Raw genomic sequence first — 19,749 nt, forward strand, 5'->3', positions numbered from 1 at the left:
GCTGCAGACATCCCGCGGCGTTTTTTGAGGCCGAAGAAATGCTCAATTTGAGCATAAGGAGGGATACAATGGCTGACGGTTCGCAATTCGCGTTCACGCCTGCTGTCGAAGCCGCCACCTCGCCCATGTGGGAGAAGGTGAAGCATCACGTCACTCCGATGGAGTGGCGCCTCCATGCGCCCCTGATCGCCGAGATCAATCGCCTGAAGCGCGAGAAGAACGCGGTCATCCTGGCGCACAACTACATGACGCCCGAAATCTTCCACGGGGTCGGCGACTATGTCGGCGACAGCCTGGGCCTGGCCAAGGAAGCGGCCAAGTCGGACGCGGCGATCATCGTCCAGGCCGGCGTGCACTTCATGGCCGAGACCTCGAAGATCCTGTCGCCTGAAAAGACCATCCTGATCCCGGACCTGAGCGCCGGCTGCAGCCTCGCCTCCTCGATCACCGGCGCCGACGTGCGCCTGATCAAGCAGCGCTATCCGGGCCTGCCGGTTGTCACCTACGTGAACACCACGGCCGACGTGAAGGCCGAGACCGACGTCTGCTGCACCAGCGCCAACGCGGTGCAGGTGGTCGAGCACGTCGCCAAGGAGTGGGGCGTCGACAAGGTCATCCTGATCCCTGACGAGTTCCTGGCCCGCAACGTCGCGCGCCAGACCGACATCAAGATCATCGCCTGGAAGGGCCGCTGCGAGGTGCATGAGCGCTTCACGGCCGACGACATCCTGGAGCTCAAGGCTTCCTATCCGAACGCCGAGATCCTGGCCCACCCGGAGTGCCCGGCCGAAGTGCTGGAAGTGTCGGACTTCGCCGGCTCGACCGCGGCGATGAACGACTACGTCCTGCAGCGCAAGCCCAAGCAGGTGGTGCTGATCACTGAGTGCTCGATGGCCGACAACGTCGCCGCCGACGCGCCGTTCACCGAGTTCGTGCGCCCGTGCAACCTGTGCCCGCACATGAAGAAGATCAGCCTTCAGAACATCTACGACGCCCTGCTCCACAACCGCTACGAGGTCACCGTCGATCCCGCGATCGCCGATCGCGCCCGCCTGGCCGTCCAGCGCATGATCGACCTGCCCCCGCCGGCGGTTCCGGCCCGCTATGACCTCGTGAAGGCGCGCCACCACGTGGACGTCGAGCTGATCTGACCATGGAAAGGATCAAGCTCGACGGCGTGCTGATCGTCGGCGCCGGCTTGGCCGGGCTGTCCGCAGCCCTGGCCGCCGCGCCGCGAAAGGCCCTGGTCCTGACCGGCGCACCGCTGAGCCAGGGTTGTTCCTCGGCTTGGGCGCAGGGCGGCATGGCTGCGGCGCTGAGCGGCGAGGACACGCCCGAACTGCACGCCGCCGACACCATCGCCGCGGGCGCCGGCCTCGTGGATCAGGCCATGGCCACGATCCTGGCGCAGGAAGGCCCCGAGGCCGTGCGCCACCTGGCCGAGCTCGGCGCACCTTTTGACCGCAGCGCCGACGGCGAGTTCGCCACCAGCCTCGAAGCGGCGCACTCGCGCTCGCGCGTGGCGCGAGTGAAGGGCGACCAGGCCGGCCGCGCGATCATGGACGCGGTGATCGCCGCCACCCTGTCGTCGCGCCACGTAAAGGTGCGCGCCGGCTGCCGGCTGCGCGGCCTGCTGCGCGACGCCGAGGGACGCATCCGCGGCGTGCTGGCCGAAGAGGACGGCCAGCTGATCGAGTTCGTCGCCCCAGCCACCATCCTGGCGACCGGCGGCATCGGCGGCCTCTACGGCGTCACCACCACGCCTCCCGACCTCAAGGGCGAGGGCCTGGCGCTTGCGGCCCTGGCCGGCGCGACCATCGCCGACCCCGAGTTCGTGCAGTTCCACCCGACCGCCATCGACATCGGCCGCGATCCCGCCCCGTTGGCCACCGAGGCCCTGCGCGGCGAAGGCGCCAAGCTGATCGATGGGAACGGCGAAGCCTTCATGGCCCGCTATCACCCCGACGCCGAGCTGGCGCCGCGTGACGTGGTGGCGCGCGCCATCCACGCCGAGCGCGAAGCCGGTCGCGGCGCGTTCCTGGACGCCCGCGCCGCCGTGGGCGCTCACTTCCCGGACGAGTTCCCGGCTGTGTTCGCCGCCTGCCTCTCCGGCGGGGTCGATCCCCGGGTCCAGCCGATCCCGGTCGCACCGGCCTGCCACTATCACATGGGCGGGATCGTCACCGACGGGGACGGCGCGACCAGCCTTCCCGGCCTCTTCGCCGCCGGCGAGTGCGCCTCCACCGGCGTGCACGGCGCCAACCGCCTGGCGTCGAATTCGCTCCTGGAAGCAGCTGTGTTCGGAACCCGCGCCGGCCGGGCCGCCGCAGCAGCACAGGATCCGCAGACGCGGCCGCTGCGCTGCTCACCCGCGCCCGACCTGCCCGCAAAGGCGCTGGCGCAACTGCGCGCCGCCATGAGCCGCGAAGCCGGCGTCGTCCGCGACGCCGACAGCCTGCAGCGGCTGATCGCGCTCCTTGACCAGCTCGAAGCCGCCCATGGCCAGGCGCCGCCCCTGGTCGCCGCGCGCCTGGTCGCCCAGGCCGCCCTCGACCGTCCAGCCAGCCTGGGCGCGCACTTCCGGGCCGACGGCCCGGCCGACGCCGCCCGCGCCCGCACCTTCATCAACCTGGCCTCCCCGGCCGCCAGCCTCGCCGCCGAATGATCGCTCCGATTCCCGACCTGCTCATCCAGCCGGTGGTGTCCGCCGCCCTGGCCGAAGACCTCGGCCGCGCCGGCGACGTGACCGCCCAGGCCTGCATCGAGGCGCATGCGCGCCTCTCGGCGGTGTTCGCCGCCCGCCAGAACGGGATTGTGGCCGGCCTCGCTTGCGCCCGCCTCTCGGTGATGGCTCTCGATCCGAGCGCCACATTCGAGGCCATGGTCGCCGACGGCGACGAGGTCCAGCCTGGCGACGTGCTGGCCAAGGTCGAGGCCAACGCCCGCGCCCTGCTCTCGGCCGAGCGCACGGCCCTCAATCTGCTCGGCCGGCTGTCGGGCGTCGCCACCCTGACCCGCGACTATGTGCAGGCGGTCGCCGGCGCCGGCGCCGGGGCGCGGATCGCCGACACCCGCAAGACCACGCCGGGCCTGCGTCACCTGGAAAAGTACGCCGTGCGCTGCGGTGGCGGCCTCAACCACCGCTTCGGCCTGGATGACGCCATCCTGATCAAGGACAACCACGTCGCGGCCTGCGGCGGGGTCGGCGAGGCTCTGACGCGCGCCCGCGCCGCCGCCGGCCACCTGATGAAGATCGAGGTCGAAGTGGACAGCCTCAGCCAGCTTGAGGAAGCCCTGCCCCACCGGCCCGACGTCATTATGCTGGACAATTTCAGCCTCGACGACCTGCGCAAGGCCGTGGCCATGACCGGCGGCGCCGTCATCCTCGAAGCCTCGGGCGGGGTGAATCTGCAGACGGTCCGCGGCATCGCCGAGACCGGGGTCCAGGTGATCAGCGTCGGCGCCCTCACCCACTCGGCCAGCGTGCTCGACATCGGCCTGGACGCGGTCTGAGCCGGGAACAAGCCGCTCCCCGGGCTGTTCCTTCCTGATCAAGGAAAGGAGCTCCCCATGAGCAAGGCGCCCCCGATCCCGAAGGAACAACGGTCCTTCCGCGGTCAACGCCCCGACATCCAGGGCGATGACCGCGACCGCCGCGACGCCAAGACCGGCGTGCATTCGGCCGGCCACGGCGACGACTTCAACCTCAAGAGCCAAGGCCGTCAGGGCAACATCCACCAGAACGTCGACACCGTTCACGCCCGCACGCAGGACCGCTGACCACTCACCCTCAGATAGCAACGTTACCCGAAGACCACCCTTAGGGCGTTAAGTGTATTTTGCGCATTCACGTGCAACTTGCGCCGCAGTTGGTCGGGCGGCGTGATGAAGGTTCCGGTTTTCGAGTTTGACGAAGGCTTTGACGGCGTCGCGCGTGCGGCGCGCCGGATGGCGCCCTCGCGTTGGATCACAGTGGCGGTGTATGCGCTGCTCGTCGGGTGGACCCTGTCACCGACCATAGCCGCCGGCTGGGTGGCCATCTTCGCAATCGCCGAAATCTGGACGATGGCCGCGACCGCGCCGCACGCACGCGGCGTGCCGACGCGCAGGCAGCGCATTTCCTATATGGGCTCGGCCCTGGCGGTTAACCTGGTCTGGGTCGGGCTGGGCCTCGCCTATTGGATGGCCGACTTCCAAGGCGCGGAGTACTTCGCACTGCTGGTCTGGTCGGCGCTGCTGCTCAACGGCATGAGCCACGCCTATCGCTCGCCTCTGGCCGCCCTGGTGTTCGGGACGCCCAGCGGGCTCTGCATCCTGCTCGCCCCTCTCCTGGTCCCCCGCTTTAGCGGCGCCCAGCAGGCGTTCGTCGCCCTCGGCGTCATGGTCTATGTCGGCTATGCGATCATCTCGGCGGCCCGCGGCGTGCACGCCTCGCGCAGCCTCGCCGCCGCACTGGATGACTTGGCCGAACAGACCCGCGCAGCCCGGGCAGCGAGCGAGGCGAAGTCCGCGTTCCTGGCGATGATGAGCCATGAGCTACGCACCCCGATGAACGGCGTGCTCGGCATGGCGCACGCGCTCGACCGCACCGAGCTCGACGCCCGCCAGGCCCAGTACGTGAAGACGCTGCTCCGGTCCGGCGGCGGGCTGATGACCATTCTCAACGACGTGCTCGACCTGGCCAAGATCGAGGCCGGCAAGTTCGACATCGAGACACGTCCGTTCAACCTGCACCAGACGGTGGCGCGCACCATCGACCTCTGGGTCCATCCGGCCGAGGACAAAGGCCTGACCCTGATCTGCGACATGCCCGCCGACATCCCGCGCTGGACAGCGGGCGACGACGCCCGCCTGCGCCAGATCCTGCAAAACCTGCTCTCCAACGCCGTGAAGTTCACCGCCAGCGGCGAGGTCAGGCTGTCGATCGGCCGCACGCCGACTGGACTAGCCTTCACGGTCGCCGACACCGGCCCCGGCCTCGACGAAGCGACGCAGACACGGCTGTTCAAGGGCTTTACCCAGGCGGACAGCAGCATATCGCGCCGCTTCGGCGGCACCGGGCTTGGCCTGGCGATCTCGCGCGAACTCGCCCGCCTGATGGGCGGCGACCTGGTCGTCGACAGCCGTCTGGGCGAGGGCGCCCGTTTCACGCTCGAGCTTCCGCTGCAGGAAGCCGAGGCCCAACAGGACCTCGACGACGGCGCCGACGAGCTCAACGGCGCGCTCCGCGTCCTCGTCGTCGACGACAACCACACCAACCAGGAAGTCGCCCGCGCGCTCCTGGAAGCCGTCGGGGCGACGGTCAGCACGGCGTCCAGCGGCCCCGAGGGCCTGGCCGCCCTGGAAGAGGCCGAGTTCGACATTGTCCTGATGGACATCCACATGCCCGACATGAACGGCATCGAGACCCTGGCCGCGATCCGCGCGGGCGGACGGGCCGCGCTGCCGGTCGTGGCCCTCACCGCCGACGCTATGGCCGGCGAGCGCGAGCGCCTGCTCTCCCTCGGCTTCAACGGCTACATCAGCAAGCCCATCGAGCCCGCCGCGCTGGTGCGGGCCCTGGCGGCTTAGGGCTGGTCCAGCCAGCGCGGGTGCTCCAGTTGTAGCGCCACGAACTTAGCGGTCGGCGCGCCGTAGGCCGCCTCGACGTCGTCCAGCATCGCCTCGATCGACGCCCGGCCGGTCAGCCGGACCTGGCGCGAGAAGCTCGGCAGACGGTCTGAGGCGAAGACGGTCAGGCCGCCACGCGACGTCACCCCGCCGGGCGGGGCCACCGCATAGGCCTTGGCCCGATAGGTTCGGGTCCAGCCATCCAGCGCCGCCCCAAACGCCAGTTCGTCGAACCCTTCGCTCAACTGCACCGCCACGCGCTCGTGCCGCCAGAAACCCAGGACATTGCCAGCGGCCGTGCTCACAGCGTCGCCGCTGAACGTGTAGCGCGCAGCGTCGTGCGCACGGATCGGCGCAGCCAGGCCCAGACGGCGCGCGGTGTCCTGCATCACCGCCTCGCCCGCCAACTCTCCGAGCAGGACAAGGGAGGCGGGCGCCGAGGCGCTGACACCCGCCGTCGTGGTGATCTGGCCGTCGGTCACCCAACGGGCGTCCCGTCGCCAGACGACCGCAGGAAAGCGTCGCTCGCGCGCGCCCTGCGAGGCCCAGTGCGCCGTCGCCTGACGTCCGTCCAGCAGGCCGGCCTCGGCCAGAACCAACGCCCCGTCGCAGATCGAGGCGATCCGAGCGCCCCGCCCCGCCTGGGTCCGCAGCCAGGCCGCCCGCGCCGGATCCTTGGGGTTCATTAGGAATGGCACGATGATCATGTCCGCCCCTTGCCGGTAGCGGCGGTCGAAGCCGGCCTGGGTCTCCTGCGGCTTGACCCAGGCGACGCCAGGCATCAGCGGCGCCGGTTCCATCGTCGGGGAAACCACCTTCACATCCACCGCGCCGGAGGCGCTGAAGATCGCGTAGGGCGCCGTCAGATCGGTCGTCTCGACGCCGGACGGATCGACCAGGATCGCCACCACCGGCCGCGCCGACGCCGGCAGCGCGAAGGCCGCCAGCACGGCCGCCAACCAGATGCGGATCATCACTGAGCCGCCTCAAGGCGCGCCGCGACCTGCTGCACCGCAGCCAGTCGCGACTGCGCGAACGGTTCCATCCGCGCCTTCACCGCCGCCAGAATCTCCGGCGAGGCGAGTTCAGGCCGGCCCGAGGCGAACGGCGGCGACGGGGCGTACTCCAAACCCAACTGGATCGACTTGGCGAAGGTCTCGCCCGCCAGTTCGGCGACCAGCACGAAGGCGAAGTCTAGGCCCGCGGTGACCCCGCCGCCGGTGATGATGTCGCCATCACGCACCACGCGGCCGTCATCGACGATTACGCCGAACGGGACCAGCAGGTCGCGCCAGGCCCAGTGGCAGGCCGCTCGCTTACCCTTCAGGAACCCTGCCGCGGCCAGGATCAGCGAGCCGGTGCAGACGCTGGTCAGGTACTTCGCGCCAGCGCCCAGGCGGCGGATCTGCGCCATGAACGCCTCGTCCAGCATGGCGTCGGTCGTACCCAGCCCGCCCGGCACGCACAGCACGTCGCAACGCTCGATGGCCGCAAGATCGGCCAGATTGGTGAAGGTCAGCCCCTCAGCCTCGATGTCGATGCCCCCCATCGAGGCGACGGCGAGGTCCGCATTGGGCAACCGCGAGAGGACCTGATGCGGCCCGGTGAAGTCCAGGTGGGTGACGCCCGGATAGAGCGCGATGACGATCTGCAGCTTGGACATGACGGCCTCCAGAGGAATTGACGACCGATAGTGCGCGCCATAGCCTGCGGCAGAAATGACAAACATCCCTCGTTTTACGTCATGACCCGCGCGATCGGCTTCCTGGTCTTTCCGGACTTCCAGGTCCTCGACGCCACCGGCCCCATCGCTGCGTTCGAGATCGCGGCCCGATTTGTCCCCGGCGCCTACGAGTTGCGCATCATGGCGCGTGATCCGGGACCGGTCGCGTCGAGCTCGGGCCTGCAGGTGATCGCCGCCCCCCTGTCGGAAGAGTCGCTGGATACATTGGTCGTCGTCGGCGGCGAAGGCACACGGACACCGGCGATCTGCGACCGAACCCTCGATTGGGTGCGCCGGGCCTCCAGCCAGGCGCGACGCACTGCCAGCGTCTGCTCCGGCGCCTACATCCTGGCCGAGGCTGGATTGCTGGACGATCGGCGCGCGACCACCCACTGGCAGCGCTGCCCTGACTTCGCGCGCCGTTACCCCAAGGTGCGGCTGGAGCCCGATCGCATCTTCGTCCGCGACGGAAACGTCTGGTCTTCGGCGGGGATCACCGCCGGCATCGACCTGTCGCTAGCGCTGATCGCCGAGGACCTGGGCGAAGACCTCGCGCGCGCCGTCGCCCAGCAACTTGTCGTCTATCACCGCCGGCCGGGCGGGCAGTCCCAGTTTTCAGCCTTGCTGGAAATGGGCGGCCAGGGCGGGCGCTTCGCTACGCTGCTCGACTGGATGCGCGAGCGGCTGGCCGAGCCGCTCAGCGTCGAGCGGCTGGCCGACCAGGCGGCCATGAGCCCGCGCCACTTCGCCCGCGCCTTCGCGGCCGAGACCGGCATGACCCCGGCCAAGGCCGTGGAGCGCCTGCGCCTGGAGACCGCCCGCGAGCGAGTGGAAAACTCAGCCGAACCGATCGATCGAGTCGCCGATCTCACCGGCTTCGGCGATCCCGAGCGCATGCGGCGGGCTTTCCTGCGCGCCTTCGGCCAGCCGCCGCAGGCGCTGCGGCGGACAGCCCGAACCTAGCGCCGCGCGCCTGACAGCGCCGCAACCTCGCGCGTGAGCCGCTCAAGGCGGTCGTTCTGCTGGACAACGAGGGCCATCAACTGAGGCCCGTTCAGGGTGTCCAGCTTGTCATGCAGGCGCAGGATTTCCAGCTCGGCGCGCAGGTTGACCACATAGTCGTACTCGGCTGCCTTGCGGTCGGTCACCGCCTGCCGGTTCTGGCTCATCATGATCACCGGCGCCTGCAAGGCCGCCAGGGTCGAGAGCAAGAGGTTCAGGAAGATGAAGGGATAGGGGTCGAAGGACAGGTGCAGCGACCTGGTGGCGACATTCCATCCCATCCACAGCAGCAGGGCGACGCCGAAGCCGACGATGAAGGCCCAGGAGCCCCCGAACGCCGCCACGCGGTCAGCCAGGCGCTCGCCGAAGCGGCGCTCATCGTCGTGAGTCGCCCCTGGCCCATGGCTAGGGGTCTCGGTGACGATCAGGTCGATGACGCTCTTCTGGACCGGATTGAGGTCGTCATAGGCGCAATTCAGCAGCCCACGCGCCAGCTCGTCTCGCGCCGTCGCATCGGTCATCTCGTCACCTCCCGCTCGCCCCGGCCCTGCCCGCGGCGAAGCGAGCATGACTCAAGGCGAGCGCGAGGAGAACGCTGGTGTCAGCGACGGGTCAGTCGTCGCCGACCATGGCGTCGGCCTCGGCTACCGGCCGTTGCGACGGGACGTTGGCGGGATGGGCCGCGATGGGCAGCACCTGCGGGGCGGTCCTGGCGCTGTCGGCGTCCTTGACCAGCTCTGCGGCCTTTTCGGCTGTGGGGGCCGTATCGGTCTTGCGGTCGGTCTTCAACAGCGCCGCGCGCATGTCGTCGGCCACCTCGATCGAGGCCGGCGACGGGCTGGCGGCGTAGCTGGCGTAGAGCACGCGATCCTGCGCCTTCGGCGCCGAACCGCCGCCGCGTCCCAGACGATAGAAGACGTGCATGCCCACGTGGGCCGTGCGCACGAGGCGCGGACCCCAGTTCGGGGCGACGTTGGTGGTGTGGAAGTGCGTGGCGTCGCCAATCGAAGCCATCACCGAGCCCGACAGGGCCCGCGAGGCGACCTTCTGCGCCCGGGTCCAGGCCGCAGTCTCGCGGCCACGACGCATCGAGCCGTCGCAGGCGAAGCTGAACTGGCACCCGACACGCTTGCCTGCGCCCTGGAAGACGACGCCGCAGACGCTGCTCGGGAACGAAGGATGGCGTACGCGGTTAAGCACTACCTGAGCGACGGCGGCCTGTCCGGAAGGGGTCTCGCCGCGGGCCTCGAAATAGACCGCCTGGGTCAGGCACTCCAACTCACGCGACGTCTCCAGGGCCCCGACGAGCCGCATCGGAGCCACAGTGGGCAGGGCCGCCGCGTCGATGACGCCGCGAAGCGGAATGGTCGCCGCGGCTTGAGGCGCCTTTTCCAGGCGCGCAGCGAGAATGGCGTTCTGACGATCGCGTTGGGCCGCACCGCTGATGGTCAGCGGGTCATGGCGGCTGGCGACCCGCAGGACGCCCGGATCCATGGCCGCGGTGTTCAGCGTGGCCTCGGAGAAACCACCGGCGGCGGCTTGAGCGAGACGCGCGTTGCGAGCGTCGTCCGTGGCTGTGCGGGCCATGCCGCCGGCCATGTATGTCGCGCCCAGGGCCAGGCCAATGCCTGAACCGATCAATGCGGCGCATGTCGACGCACGCCAATCGGCGCGAGTCTTACTGTTTAAATTCAAGAAGATCGTGTCCCGTGTGGCGAGGGCGTAAGCGCCCCCCGACATCGTCGTCACGATCGCCCCTGCTCATGCTGGCGGCGTGTGACCAAGAGCCCGTCGATTACACGTGGAGTGACAGGCTACGGCGAAGTTGAGGTGGTTTATGACCATCGCCGAGAGGATTCGCAAGGCGCTATTGCGTCGCACCATGGGATTTTTTTCAGGTTTCGTTAACGACGGAGGCCCGCGCACGGAACCGCGAACAGGTCCCGCCGTTCCTGCTGCGAAGCTTTCACACGCGGAGACGTACTGCTGATGCGCAAGACCCTCACCCTGCTAGCGGCGGCCGGCTTGGCCGTGACGCTGGCCGCCTGCGGCCACAACGTCGAGCAGCGCGCCGCCACCGGCGCCGCCGCCGGCGCCGTGGTCGGCGGCCCGGTCGGAGCGGTGGCTGGCGCCGCCGCCGGCACCGCCGTCAGCAAGGCGGCTGACAAGTAGTCTAGCGACAGGATCCTCTCCCCCCGGATTGGATCACCTGCGCGCCGCGAGGGCGGGCCAAGCCTGTCTGACGCGGCGCGCGCCCGTTTTCGGCTCCCGTTCGGCGAACGGGGGTCTGGTTAACGGCCGTGGCCCATGCCACGTTGCGCGTAAGGCGAGGTTCGCCACGGACGCGCCCCATTTCTGATCTCAAACTGACGCTGATGTTGAAGTACGCCATCTTGCTGACCATCACGGTCGGGCTAGCGTCGCCCGCCGCCGCCGCGCCAAGCTGGCGCGTGCAGCAAGCCTGCGCCATGCAACGCTATCTGCGCGCCACCCCCGCCTTCCCCACCGCCAACTGGGGCCGTGATGCGACCAGCGTCTCGACCAGCGGCGCGCGCACGACGCTCGCCCGCCGTGAAGACGCCGCCGCGCGGGCTCAGTTCGACAGCGCCATGCGGTCCGGCCGCGCCTTCGCCGACCGCGCTGTCGACCAGTTGGCTGCGCAAGACCGGATCACCCAGGAAGAAGCGTTCCGCAGAATCGGCGGAGACCCAGGCCCCTGGCCGCAGGTCACTCCCGCCAAGTGCGAGGCGCTTGAGCGCCGCGCTCAGCGCGCCGAACGCTAGCCCGGCGTCGCGCCGATCGGATTGCGCGGATCGAGGCTGAGCCCCATCGCTTGCCGCTGCTTCAGCAACCGCAGCCAGCCATGGAACGCCTCGCAGTCGAGGCCGTGCATCATCAGTCTGTGCCCAGCGGTAAGGGTTGAGAGCGGCACCATCGGGTGGCCGTTCTTCACGAACGCCATGTGGTAGTCGGTGCCCAGGATCTTGCCGATGTAGATCGCGATGGTCTCGTCCAACTGCAGCGACTGGGCCGCCCGCACGAAGTCGGCCCGCGGCAGCAGCAGCGCATAGAGCGGGGTGTAGGCCTCGATGGCCGTCTGCACGTCGGCAAAGTTGAACCGCCCCTTCGGCAGCGGCGCGAGGTCGAACGGTTCGTCCGAGATCATCGAGAAGTCGGGCCGCTCGACCGGCGCCAGGTCGCGCCCCTGCGCGCGCAGGCTGGCGCTGAGCTGGATGATGAAATTGAAGATGTTGAGATCGTGCTGCAGGAAGACGTTGTCCTCCAGATCCTTCAACGTGCGCGGCCTCAGCGGGACGGTCTCCACCTCGACTGGTCCAGCGTTCGCCTTGATGAAGGCCAGCAGTTCGGTGCCGATGTGGAAGTGGCGCAGGATCAGCGTATTGGCGTCGGGCGTCGCGAAGTTCCGCAGCCCCCAGTGGATCAGCCGGTGCAGCGCCCCGTTCATGTTCGGATGGTGCGGCGAGAGCCCCCGAAGGATCTTCACCAGGATGAAGAACGCGAACACAGCGGGCCGAGTGATCGGAAACAGCCAGCGCCGCGACCACGAGCGGTTGCCGCGCAGCAGCGCCGACTTGGCCTCGGGCGCGATGGGCAGGCCCTGGTCCAGATAGAGCGCCAGCCAAGGATCGGGATCGCGCGGATCGTACTTGGTCAGATCGAAGTCGACCGCGCTCACGCCGTGATCTCCTCGATCTGGAGCGCGTACAGCCGCGCCGTCACGCGGGCGGTCTTGACGATGCGCTCCGCGGTCTCGGCGTCCGGCAAGACCAGCCCCAGCATCTCCTCGAACTCCTTGATGTGCTCGGCGTCGTTCTCACCGTGATAGAGCAGGAAGCGGACGGCATGCTCGGGCAGGTCGAGCGTCTTTCGGGCCAGCGCGCCCCACTCCGCCGCCTTGATCGAGCCCAGCCCCTCGATGATCCACATTGCGCCCAGCAGGCCGAACGGGTTGGGCTTCGACGCCTCGTGGAACATCCAGGCCGACAGCGCCTCCGAACCGATGTTCTTCTCCGCGCCCTGGATTGCGGCGAGCTCGCCGCCGGAAGCGACATAGTCCGCTTCGAGCAGACGGAAGTCGCGATGCTCGGTCACCGCATGGCGCATCAGGATCGAACGCAGCTCAAGGTGCTCCTCGTCGATATTGGAGGCCGCGCGCGACATCCAGAGCGCCCCGTCCTTCACCTGCTGGCGAAGGCCGCTCAGGAACGCCTGGTAGTCGTCCAGGACGAACCGTCCGCGCGTGAGCCTGCGGATCAACGGCGTCTGCTCCAGCCGCCCCTCGAACTCGGTGAAGACGACCGCCAGCCGCCGCATCACGTCACTGACGTCGTTCATCCGAGCGCTTCCAGCAGCATGAAACCCACGAAGGCGCGGCCGCTCTCGGGCACGACGCAAAGCACTTGCTCGCCCGGCTTCAGGCGCCCTGACCGCATGAATTCCTCCAGCATGACCCAGATCGAGGCCGAGCCGATGTTGCCGACGCTGGCCAGATTGGAGAACCACTTGGCCTCCGGAACCATCCCGGCCGTCGCCTCCAGCAGCGAGACGATCTCCTCACGCAGCGACCGAGCCGAGTAGTGGCACAGCAGATGGTCGATTTCGCCCGGCACGATCCGCCCGTCGTCCACCTTGCCGAGGTAGACCCCGACCCAGGCGCGGATCACCCGCTTAAGCAGCTCGAAGTCCTGCAGTAGCGCCACGGCGCCCTGAGCATGGGCCTCGGCGGGGCCCGCGAACGACCAGGTCGCCAACGGGTCGGTGCGTCGCTCGACTGAGGCGCCGGCCCACATGCAGGGATCGAACCGGTCGGCCAGCGAGACCAGATCGATGAACTTCACCCTCAGGCTCAGCCCCTCCGGTCGCGGCCGAGGCTCCATCACCACCGCACCGGCCCCGTCGGACAGAGTGAAGCGCAGATAGTCGGCCTCAGCCCGCAACCGGCCCTTCTCGTCCACCAGCGCCGTGCCTTCGTAAAAGCTTGGGCGGAACCAGCGCGACGAGAACTCGCTGGCTCCGGCGACCGCCACCGCATGCTCTCCCGCGCGCACCGACAGCCACGCCGCCTTGGCCGCCATCAGCGACGAGCCGCACACGGACTGAAAGCTGGCGATCTCCAAGGGACCGGCCCCGAGCTCGCCGTGGACGTTGGCCGCATGGCCGGGCACCAGGTAGTCGCCCTGCGTCGTCGCCGCCGCGAGATAGGTCAGATCTTCGGGCCCCAGGCCGGCGTCGTCCAGCGCGGCGCGCACGGCCAGGGCGCACATGCCCGCGTTGGAATGGGTCGCACGCCCCTGGTCGTCCAGTGCGTAGTGCCGCGTCTCCACCCCGTTCCAGCGCAGCGCCCGCCGCCCCAGCAGGCTGGCGCGGCCGCCGATCAGGCCCAGATGGTCTTCCATGCGCGCGACGGGGATCGGCGCGCCCGGCAGGAACGCGCCCGTGCCAGTGATGTAGACGTCGGACAGCTCAGTCATCGCCGCACGATGGCCACAGCCGCACGCCGTCGTCGAGCATCGGATGATCCGCGTGGGTCTCGAAGCGGCGGCGGTCTCGTCGTACAAGCTTGGCGTTGACGTTTGCGAGGTTCCCTTGACGTCCATCGCCGTGCTGTTCGTCGTGCTTGTCGCAGGTTTCGCCCTCTGGTTAGCCAAGGCGCGGGCCGGCGCCCGGCGCCGCCAGGCGATTCTCGTCCCGCCCGGGATCGACGAGGCGGGCTTCGTCTCGATCGGCGGCATGGATCAGTGGATCTCGATCCGCGGCGAAAGCCTTGCCAATCCTGTGCTGGTCCTGCTGCACGGCGGTCCTGGCACGTCGTTCCTGCCGCTCGGCTATGATGCGTTTCGCGCCTGGGAGCGCGACTTCACCGTGGTCCAGTGGGATCAGCCCGGAGCAGGCCGCACCTTCGGCCGCCACGGGGAGAAGGGCGGCGGTGAGCTCTCGCTGGGCCGTATCGCCGGTGACGGGATCGCGGTGGTGGAGCACGCCCTGCGCCAGCTTGGCCAGGACAGCGCGATCCTGCTGGGCGTCTCCTGGGGCTCGGTGCTCGGCGTGGAGATGGCCCGCCGCCGTCCCGATCTCTTCCAGGCCTATATCGGGGCCGGACAGGTGGTCGACATGGCCGCCAACGAGGCGGTCGGCTATCAGGGCCTGTCCGAGCGCCTGGAGGCCCGCGGCGCGCACAAGGCCCTGGCCCGCCTGCGCGCCCTCGGCCCTCCCCCCTACGCCGGCGTCAAGACGCTGCTGGCCGAACGCAAGATCCTGATGGCGCATCCGCCCGCCAGCGAACGCGGCATGATGCCGAAGATGCTGACACGCCTGCTGCTCGCACCTGGCTACAGCCTGCGTCAGCTCGGCGACTGGGTCGGGGCCGGACGCCACACGACCACGCACATGCTCGACGGGCTCATGGCCTACAGCGACGACACCCCGGCGCCCGCCATCCCCGTTCCCGTCCTGATCATCCAGGGGGACGAGGACATCCAGACGCCGACCACGCTGGCGGCCGCCTATTTCGAGAAAATCCAGGCCCCCGCCAAACGCTGGGCGATCATCCCCGGCGGAGGCCACAACGCCATCCTGCTGATGCCCGACGCGTTCCTGGCGACGCTGAAGGCCAACCTCCCGGCGCTTCTGCGGACCGACTGACACTCTGCTGACAGTTTCTGGCGCCCTGCCCGGCTAGCATCGGGCCATGAACGATCCTACCTTGACGTCCATGCCCCGCTCCGCCGATCCCGGTCCTGGCGTCGCCGACATGTCGGCGAGCTTCGACTACGACGAAACCGCCATGCCGATGCTGTGGAAGCCGCACCGGCCCGCGCGCCCCGCGAAGTCGGAGGGCGGCAGGCGATTCAAGCTGGTCAGCGACTTCCAGCCCGCCGGCGACCAGCCGACCGCCATCGCCGACCTCGTGGCCGGCCTGGAGGGGCGCGAGCAGGACCAGGTGCTCCTGGGCGTCACCGGCTCGGGCAAGACCTTCACCATGGCCAAGGTCATCGAGGAGACCCAGCGCCCGGCGCTGATCCTCGCGCCCAACAAGACCCTGGCCGCCCAGCTCTATTCCGAATTCAAGGCCTTCTTCCCCGAGAACGCCGTCGAGTTCTTCGTCTCGTACTACGACTACTACCAGCCCGAGGCCTACGTGCCGCGGACCGACACCTACATCGAGAAGGACTCGTCGATTAACGAGCAGATCGACCGGATGCGCCACTCGGCCACCCGCGCGATCCTGGAGCGCGACGACGTCATCGTCGTGGCCTCGGTCTCCTGCATCTACGGTATCGGCTCGGTCGAGACCTATACGGCCATGACCTTCACCGTCGAGCCCGGCCAGCGGCTCGACGAGAAGCAGCTGATGGCCGACCTCGTGGCCCTTCAATACAAGCGCAACGACGCCGCCTTCGAGCGCGGCTCGTTCCGCCGCCGCGGCGACACCATCGAGGTCTTCCCCGCCCACTACGAGGACCGCGCCTGGCGCATCTCGCTCTTCGGCGACGAGGTCGAGGCCATCAGCGAGTTCGATCCGCTGACCGGCAAGAAGACCGCCGATCTCGAAGGCATCAAGATCTACGCCAACAGCCACCACGTCACGCCGCGGCCGACGCTCAACCAGGCGGTCATCCAGATCCGCGACGAGTTGAAGGAACGGCTGGACTGGCTGGTCGCCAACGGCAAGCTGCTCGAAGCCCAGCGGCTGGAACAGCGCACCACCTTCGACCTGGAGATGATCCAGGCCACCGGCTCGTGCGCCGGCATCGAGAACTACAGCCGCTACCTGTCCGGCCGCCGCACCGGCGAGCCGCCGCCGACCTTCTTCGAGTACATTCCCGAGAACGCCCTGCTCTTCATCGACGAGAGCCACCAGGCGGTGCCGCAGATCGGCGCGATGTACCGGGGCGACTATCGCCGCAAGTTCACCCTGGCCGAGTACGGCTTCCGCCTGCCCTCCTGCCTCGACAACCGCCCGCTCAAGTTCGAAGAGTGGGACGCCATGCGGCCGCAGACGGTCAACGTCTCGGCGACGCCCGCAGCCTGGGAGCTGGAGCGATCCGGCGGCGTCTTCGCCGAGCAGGTCATCCGGCCCACCGGCCTGATCGATCCGCCGGTCGAGGTGCGTCCGGTCTCCAAGGACAATCACAGCCAGGTCGACGACGTCATCGCCGAGGCCCGCGACACCATCGCCAAGGGCTACCGCACCCTGATCACCGTCCTGACCAAGAAGATGGCCGAGGACCTCAGCGAGTACATGCACGAGCAGGGCCTGCGCGTGCGCTACATGCACTCCGACATCGACACCATGGAGCGCATCGAGATCATCCGCGACCTGCGGCTCGGCGCCTTCGACGTGCTGATCGGCATCAACCTGCTGCGCGAGGGCCTCGACATCCCCGAAGTGGGATTGGTCGCCATCCTCGACGCCGACAAGGAAGGCTTCCTGCGCTCGGAAACCTCGCTGATCCAGACCATCGGCCGCGCCGCGCGGAACGTGGACGGCAAGGTCATCCTCTACGCTGACCACATCACCGGCTCGATGGAACGGGCCATGGCCGAGACCCAGCGCCGCCGCGAGAAGCAGGAGCAGTACAACCTCGAGCACGGCATCACGCCTGAGAGCGTCAAGAGCCAGATCAAGGAAATCCTCGCCAGCCCGTACGAGAAGGATCGCGTGCTGGTCCCGGTCGGCGTGGCCGAGGACGCCGGCAAGCCGTTCCTCGGCGACAACTTCAAGGCCACCCTCCGCGACCTCGAGGCCAAGATGCGCCAGGCCGCCGCGGACCTGGAGTTCGAGACCGCCGCGCGCCTGCGCGACGAGATCAAGCGCCTCAAACTGCTCGACCTGGAATTCGCAAACGACGCCCTCACCGGCGAGGGCGAGACCGCCGATCGCGAGGTGGTCAAGAAGGTCCGGGCCGAGGCGCGGGCCGAGAGCCAAGAGCGGTTCCGCAAGGGGAAACGCTAGCTCCGCAATAGGGATAAGCCCTTGTTCCCACTGCCAAAACAACCGAGCGTGGCGCCGGCTTGACCGCACGCCTGTAACCCAAACTCCACAGTACGAAAGACGATATCGTTAACTTCTGGAGGCCCGGAACCACGGCCCCGCTTCGCGCGTAGAGTCCGTCGGATGGGGAGCGCTGTCGACGCGGTCCGACGGGGGCCGCGGGCATGACGCTCTTCCTGGGGATGATCCCATGACGCCTCCGCTTTCCGTGGTGGCCGACAACTCGGCCGACAAGACCAAGCCGCTTACCGGCCGTGACCTATCAGAACGCATTCGCCGGCTGCAGGCCGAGGCCAAGTCGCTGGCGCGCGAGCATGTCCACGCGCTGGGCGTCGCCTTGATCGAGGTCGAGCGGCTGTCCGCCGAGATCGCCGAGGGCGGCGAGGCCTATCCGGCCGGCGTCCGCGACCTCGCCCGGCGGATGGCGGAAGACTGCGAAGCCAAGGTCCAGACCCTCGAGGCGATCTCCTCGCGCGCCTGACCCGACTTTGGCGCCTCTCATGCAGCACAGGTCACAGACTGTGCAGCTTTGGGAGCGCCAGATGGTTACTCGGATGCGTGCGTCAACGGCCCTCAGCGTTGTGGCCGACAATCAAACCGCCGTCGCAGCGGCGCCGAGCGTCGCGGACAGGATTCGCCGATTGCAGGCCCAGGCCAAGAACCTGGCCCGCGAGCACATCATCGCGCTCGAAACTGCGATCGCCGAGGTCGAACGGTTGTCTGCGGAGGTCGCCGACGGCGGCGAAGCCTATCCGGTCGGGGTTCGCGAGATCGCCCGCCGCATGGCCGCCGATTGCGAGGCCAACGGCAATACGATCCGCGCGCTCGTCGGCCGCAGCTAGGCCAGCAGGCCGCGGAACTCGTGGCTGCGCCGCAGCCATGCGGCCGCGAACCCGCAGATCGGCACGATCTTCAAGTCCCGCTCGCGCGCGTTCGCGGCCAGCGCCGCCATCAGGCGACCGGACGCGCCGGTACCGCGCAAGGGAACCGGGCTCTCGACATGGTCGATGAACAGGCGATCCCCTGAGAGCCGGTAGTCGGCCCATGATGTCATGCCCTGCTCGGTCATCTCGAAGCGCTGCTCGGCTTCGTTGTCTCGGAGTTCATTGCTCATCGTAGCCTAACGCCCCCAACCGAGGATTGGTCCACCTCCTCAGCGCGCGGTCAGACCAGTTCAACCGCCATGGCCGTCGCCTCGCCGCCGCCGATGCAGAGGCTGGCCAGTCCGCGCCTGCCCCCGCGCGCCTCCAGCGCCGCGATCAGGGTCGCCAGGATACGCGCGCCGCTGGCGCCGATGGGGTGGCCCAGGGCGCAGGCGCCGCCGTTGACGTTCAGCTTGGCGCGGTCGATGCCCAGATCGCGCTCGGCGATCATCGCCACCACCGCGAACGCCTCGTTGACCTCGAACAGATCGACGTCCTCGACGCTCCATCCGGCCTTCTTGAGGGCCTTCTGCATCGCCGGGACCGGAGCGGTGGTGAACAAGCCCGGCTCATGAGCATGAGCCGCGTGGCTCACCACCCTGGCCACGACCTTCAGGCCCAGCTTCTCGGCCACCGAAGCCCTGGTCATCACCAACGCCGCTGCGCCGTCCGAAATCGAAGAGGCGTTCGCCGCGGTGATCGCCCCGTCTTTGCCGAAAGCCGGCTTCAGGGTCGGGATCTTGGCCGGGTCGGCCTTCAATGGCTGCTCGTCAGTGGAGACCGTCTCGGTCCCTTTGCGAGTGGTCACCTGCACCGGGGCGATTTCGCGGGCGAAGGCCCCGCTCTCGGTCGCCGCCCGGGCGCGGGCCAGCGACGAGATCGCGAACTCGTCCATCGCCTCGCGGGTGAACTGATAGGCGCGCGCCGTCTCGTCGGCGAACGAGCCCATGAGCCGGCCAGGCTCGTAGGCGTCTTCCAGGCCGTCCAGGTACATGTGGTCGAACGCCGTGTCGTGACCGATCCGGGCGCCGCCGCGGTGCTTGTTCAGCAGGTACGGCGCGTTGGTCATGCTCTCCATGCCGCCGGCCACGATGATGTCGGCGCTGCCGGCCGCCAGGGCGTCATGCGCCATGATCGCGGCCTGCATGCCCGATCCGCACATCTTGTTCAGGGTCGTCGCCTCGACCGATTTCGGCAGGCCAGCGCCCAGCGCCGCCTGGCGCGCCGGCGCCTGGCCGAGCCCCGCCGGCAACACGCAGCCCATGAAGATCTGCTCGACAGCCTCGGGCGACACCCCGGCCCGTTCGACCGCGGCACGCACGGCGGCGGCGCCCAGTTCAGTGGCCTTGAGCGCGCTCAGCGAGCCCTGGAAGCTCCCCATCGGGGTGCGGGCATAGGCGGCGATGACGACGGGATCGGCGGATTGGGTCATGCCGCCGATATAATTCTCCGCCTGGCGAAATGAAATGCTCCCG

The 19,749-nt window shown here is 68.8% G+C and carries 21 protein-coding genes; 12 read left to right on the plus strand and 9 right to left on the minus strand.

Annotation, left to right across the window (positions count from 1 at the left end):
* The first annotated feature begins 38 nt into the window (after positions 1-38).
* The 5 genes from nadA (at position 39) to ASC79_RS10355 (ending at position 5,571) form a co-directional block, all read left to right on the plus strand.
* Complete coding sequence (nadA, locus tag ASC79_RS10335) at positions 39-1,151, plus strand: quinolinate synthase NadA (protein ID WP_082532065.1); 1,113 nt, start codon at positions 39-41, stop codon at positions 1,149-1,151.
* The gene (locus tag ASC79_RS10340) at positions 1,148-2,665 is read left to right on the plus strand and encodes an L-aspartate oxidase (protein WP_056025584.1); all 1,518 of its coding nucleotides are present in this window, start codon (positions 1,148-1,150) and stop codon (positions 2,663-2,665) included. The genes nadA and ASC79_RS10340 overlap by 4 nt, the downstream gene beginning before the upstream one ends.
* On the plus strand, positions 2,662-3,513 hold the full coding sequence (gene nadC, locus ASC79_RS10345; protein ID WP_056025586.1) for a carboxylating nicotinate-nucleotide diphosphorylase: 852 nt from the start codon (positions 2,662-2,664) through the stop codon (positions 3,511-3,513). Before ASC79_RS10340 ends, nadC begins: the two co-directional genes overlap by 4 nt.
* 57 nt (positions 3,514-3,570) lie before the next feature.
* The gene (locus ASC79_RS10350) at positions 3,571-3,780 is read left to right on the plus strand and encodes a hypothetical protein (protein WP_056025589.1); all 210 of its coding nucleotides are present in this window, start codon (positions 3,571-3,573) and stop codon (positions 3,778-3,780) included.
* A 105-nt stretch (positions 3,781-3,885) separates the two neighbouring features.
* Positions 3,886-5,571, plus strand: coding sequence for an ATP-binding protein (locus tag ASC79_RS10355; RefSeq protein WP_056025592.1), 1,686 nt, complete (start codon positions 3,886-3,888; stop codon positions 5,569-5,571).
* On the opposite strand, the gene ASC79_RS10360 is transcribed toward ASC79_RS10355, so the two are convergent.
* Positions 5,568-6,584 (minus strand): DJ-1/PfpI family protein, encoded by a 1,017-nt coding sequence (locus ASC79_RS10360; RefSeq protein WP_056025595.1) that lies wholly within the window; start codon positions 6,582-6,584, stop codon positions 5,568-5,570. The two genes, ASC79_RS10355 and ASC79_RS10360, sit on opposite strands and share 4 nt — an antisense overlap.
* A complete protein-coding gene (locus tag ASC79_RS10365; protein ID WP_056025600.1) occupies positions 6,584-7,273 on the minus strand; it encodes a DJ-1/PfpI family protein in 690 nt (229 codons plus the stop codon). The genes ASC79_RS10360 and ASC79_RS10365 overlap by 1 nt, the downstream gene beginning before the upstream one ends.
* A gap of 81 nt (positions 7,274-7,354) precedes the next feature.
* Between ASC79_RS10365 and ASC79_RS10370 the strand changes: the two genes are divergently transcribed.
* Positions 7,355-8,296 (plus strand): GlxA family transcriptional regulator, encoded by a 942-nt coding sequence (locus ASC79_RS10370; protein WP_056025603.1) that lies wholly within the window; start codon positions 7,355-7,357, stop codon positions 8,294-8,296.
* On the opposite strand, the gene ASC79_RS10375 is transcribed toward ASC79_RS10370, so the two are convergent.
* Both ASC79_RS10375 and ASC79_RS10380 read right to left on the minus strand, forming a co-directional pair.
* A complete protein-coding gene (locus ASC79_RS10375; protein ID WP_056025606.1) occupies positions 8,293-8,856 on the minus strand; it encodes a DUF1003 domain-containing protein in 564 nt (187 codons plus the stop codon). The two genes, ASC79_RS10370 and ASC79_RS10375, sit on opposite strands and share 4 nt — an antisense overlap.
* Before the next feature lie 91 nt (positions 8,857-8,947).
* Positions 8,948-9,976 carry a cell wall hydrolase gene (locus ASC79_RS10380; RefSeq protein ID WP_056025609.1) on the minus strand — a complete coding sequence of 343 codons (1,029 nt, stop codon included), beginning with the start codon at positions 9,974-9,976 and terminating at the stop codon, positions 8,948-8,950.
* A 348-nt stretch (positions 9,977-10,324) separates the two neighbouring features.
* Here ASC79_RS10380 and ASC79_RS10385 point away from each other — a divergent pair, with 348 nt between their 5' ends.
* Both ASC79_RS10385 and ASC79_RS10390 read left to right on the plus strand, forming a co-directional pair.
* Positions 10,325-10,507, plus strand: a complete 183-nt coding sequence (locus ASC79_RS10385; protein ID WP_056025613.1) for a hypothetical protein — start codon at positions 10,325-10,327, stop codon at positions 10,505-10,507.
* Between the two features lie 203 nt (positions 10,508-10,710).
* Positions 10,711-11,118, plus strand: coding sequence for a hypothetical protein (locus ASC79_RS10390; protein ID WP_056025616.1), 408 nt, complete (start codon positions 10,711-10,713; stop codon positions 11,116-11,118).
* Here the strand turns inward: ASC79_RS10390 and ASC79_RS10395 are convergent.
* Genes ASC79_RS10395 through ASC79_RS10405 form a run of 3 tightly spaced genes read right to left on the minus strand, consistent with a single transcriptional unit; the run spans position 11,115 to position 13,827 of the window.
* On the minus strand, positions 11,115-12,032 hold the full coding sequence (locus ASC79_RS10395; protein ID WP_056025619.1) for a hypothetical protein: 918 nt from the start codon (positions 12,030-12,032) through the stop codon (positions 11,115-11,117). The two genes, ASC79_RS10390 and ASC79_RS10395, sit on opposite strands and share 4 nt — an antisense overlap.
* Positions 12,029-12,751 (minus strand): iron-containing redox enzyme family protein, encoded by a 723-nt coding sequence (locus ASC79_RS10400; protein ID WP_056025622.1) that lies wholly within the window; start codon positions 12,749-12,751, stop codon positions 12,029-12,031. The genes ASC79_RS10395 and ASC79_RS10400 overlap by 4 nt, the downstream gene beginning before the upstream one ends.
* The gene (locus ASC79_RS10405) at positions 12,688-13,827 is read right to left on the minus strand and encodes a beta-ketoacyl-ACP synthase III (RefSeq protein ID WP_056025626.1); all 1,140 of its coding nucleotides are present in this window, start codon (positions 13,825-13,827) and stop codon (positions 12,688-12,690) included. Before ASC79_RS10405 ends, ASC79_RS10400 begins: the two co-directional genes overlap by 64 nt.
* A 43-nt stretch (positions 13,828-13,870) precedes the next feature.
* On the opposite strand from ASC79_RS10405, the gene ASC79_RS10410 reads away from it, so the two are divergent.
* From ASC79_RS10410 to ASC79_RS10425, 4 genes are all read left to right on the plus strand, one after another.
* Positions 13,871-14,998 carry an alpha/beta fold hydrolase gene (locus ASC79_RS10410; RefSeq protein WP_056025629.1) on the plus strand — a complete coding sequence of 376 codons (1,128 nt, stop codon included), beginning with the start codon at positions 13,871-13,873 and terminating at the stop codon, positions 14,996-14,998.
* Between the two features lie 70 nt (positions 14,999-15,068).
* The gene (gene uvrB / locus ASC79_RS10415) at positions 15,069-17,312 is read left to right on the plus strand and encodes an excinuclease ABC subunit UvrB (RefSeq protein ID WP_056025795.1); all 2,244 of its coding nucleotides are present in this window, start codon (positions 15,069-15,071) and stop codon (positions 17,310-17,312) included.
* Positions 17,313-17,541: 229 nt separating this feature from the next.
* Positions 17,542-17,832, plus strand: a complete 291-nt coding sequence (locus ASC79_RS10420) for a hypothetical protein (RefSeq protein ID WP_056025632.1) — start codon at positions 17,542-17,544, stop codon at positions 17,830-17,832.
* A gap of 40 nt (positions 17,833-17,872) precedes the next feature.
* Entirely contained in the window at positions 17,873-18,193 is a 321-nt protein-coding gene (locus ASC79_RS10425) for a hypothetical protein (protein ID WP_156680005.1), read from the plus strand.
* Here the strand turns inward: ASC79_RS10425 and ASC79_RS10430 are convergent.
* Together ASC79_RS10430 and ASC79_RS10435 are read right to left on the minus strand one after the other, a co-directional pair.
* A complete protein-coding gene (locus tag ASC79_RS10430) occupies positions 18,190-18,465 on the minus strand; it encodes a GNAT family N-acetyltransferase (protein ID WP_056025638.1) in 276 nt (91 codons plus the stop codon). The two genes, ASC79_RS10425 and ASC79_RS10430, sit on opposite strands and share 4 nt — an antisense overlap.
* Positions 18,466-18,515: 50 nt before the next feature.
* Positions 18,516-19,706, minus strand: coding sequence for an acetyl-CoA C-acyltransferase (locus tag ASC79_RS10435; protein WP_056025641.1), 1,191 nt, complete (start codon positions 19,704-19,706; stop codon positions 18,516-18,518).
* Positions 19,707-19,749 lie beyond the last annotated feature (43 nt).

The sequence above is a fragment of the Phenylobacterium sp. Root1290 genome, assembly GCF_001425305.1.
Classification (GTDB): domain Bacteria; phylum Pseudomonadota; class Alphaproteobacteria; order Caulobacterales; family Caulobacteraceae; genus Phenylobacterium.

What these genes read in the sequence shown, in the direction of transcription:
- ASC79_RS10430 (WP_056025638.1), bottom strand. Translation starts at nt 18,465, where the DNA reads ATGAGCAATGAACTCCGAGACAACGAAGCCGAGCAGCGCTTCGAGATG.
- ASC79_RS10365 (WP_056025600.1), bottom strand. Translation starts at nt 7,273, where the DNA reads ATGTCCAAGCTGCAGATCGTCATCGCGCTCTATCCGGGCGTCACCCAC.
- ASC79_RS10370 (WP_056025603.1), top strand. Translation starts at nt 7,355, where the DNA reads ATGACCCGCGCGATCGGCTTCCTGGTCTTTCCGGACTTCCAGGTCCTC.
- ASC79_RS10420 (WP_056025632.1), top strand. Translation starts at nt 17,542, where the DNA reads ATGACGCCTCCGCTTTCCGTGGTGGCCGACAACTCGGCCGACAAGACC.
- ASC79_RS10385 (WP_056025613.1), top strand. Translation starts at nt 10,325, where the DNA reads ATGCGCAAGACCCTCACCCTGCTAGCGGCGGCCGGCTTGGCCGTGACG.
- ASC79_RS10435 (WP_056025641.1), bottom strand. Translation starts at nt 19,706, where the DNA reads ATGACCCAATCCGCCGATCCCGTCGTCATCGCCGCCTATGCCCGCACC.
- ASC79_RS10355 (WP_056025592.1), top strand. Translation starts at nt 3,886, where the DNA reads ATGAAGGTTCCGGTTTTCGAGTTTGACGAAGGCTTTGACGGCGTCGCG.
- ASC79_RS10405 (WP_056025626.1), bottom strand. Translation starts at nt 13,827, where the DNA reads ATGACTGAGCTGTCCGACGTCTACATCACTGGCACGGGCGCGTTCCTG.
- ASC79_RS10410 (WP_056025629.1), top strand. Translation starts at nt 13,871, where the DNA reads ATGATCCGCGTGGGTCTCGAAGCGGCGGCGGTCTCGTCGTACAAGCTT.
- ASC79_RS10360 (WP_056025595.1), bottom strand. Translation starts at nt 6,584, where the DNA reads ATGATCCGCATCTGGTTGGCGGCCGTGCTGGCGGCCTTCGCGCTGCCG.
- ASC79_RS10390 (WP_056025616.1), top strand. Translation starts at nt 10,711, where the DNA reads ATGTTGAAGTACGCCATCTTGCTGACCATCACGGTCGGGCTAGCGTCG.
- ASC79_RS10350 (WP_056025589.1), top strand. Translation starts at nt 3,571, where the DNA reads ATGAGCAAGGCGCCCCCGATCCCGAAGGAACAACGGTCCTTCCGCGGT.
- nadA (WP_082532065.1), top strand. Translation starts at nt 39, where the DNA reads ATGCTCAATTTGAGCATAAGGAGGGATACAATGGCTGACGGTTCGCAA.
- uvrB (WP_056025795.1), top strand. Translation starts at nt 15,069, where the DNA reads ATGCCCCGCTCCGCCGATCCCGGTCCTGGCGTCGCCGACATGTCGGCG.
- ASC79_RS10375 (WP_056025606.1), bottom strand. Translation starts at nt 8,856, where the DNA reads ATGACCGATGCGACGGCGCGAGACGAGCTGGCGCGTGGGCTGCTGAAT.
- nadC (WP_056025586.1), top strand. Translation starts at nt 2,662, where the DNA reads ATGATCGCTCCGATTCCCGACCTGCTCATCCAGCCGGTGGTGTCCGCC.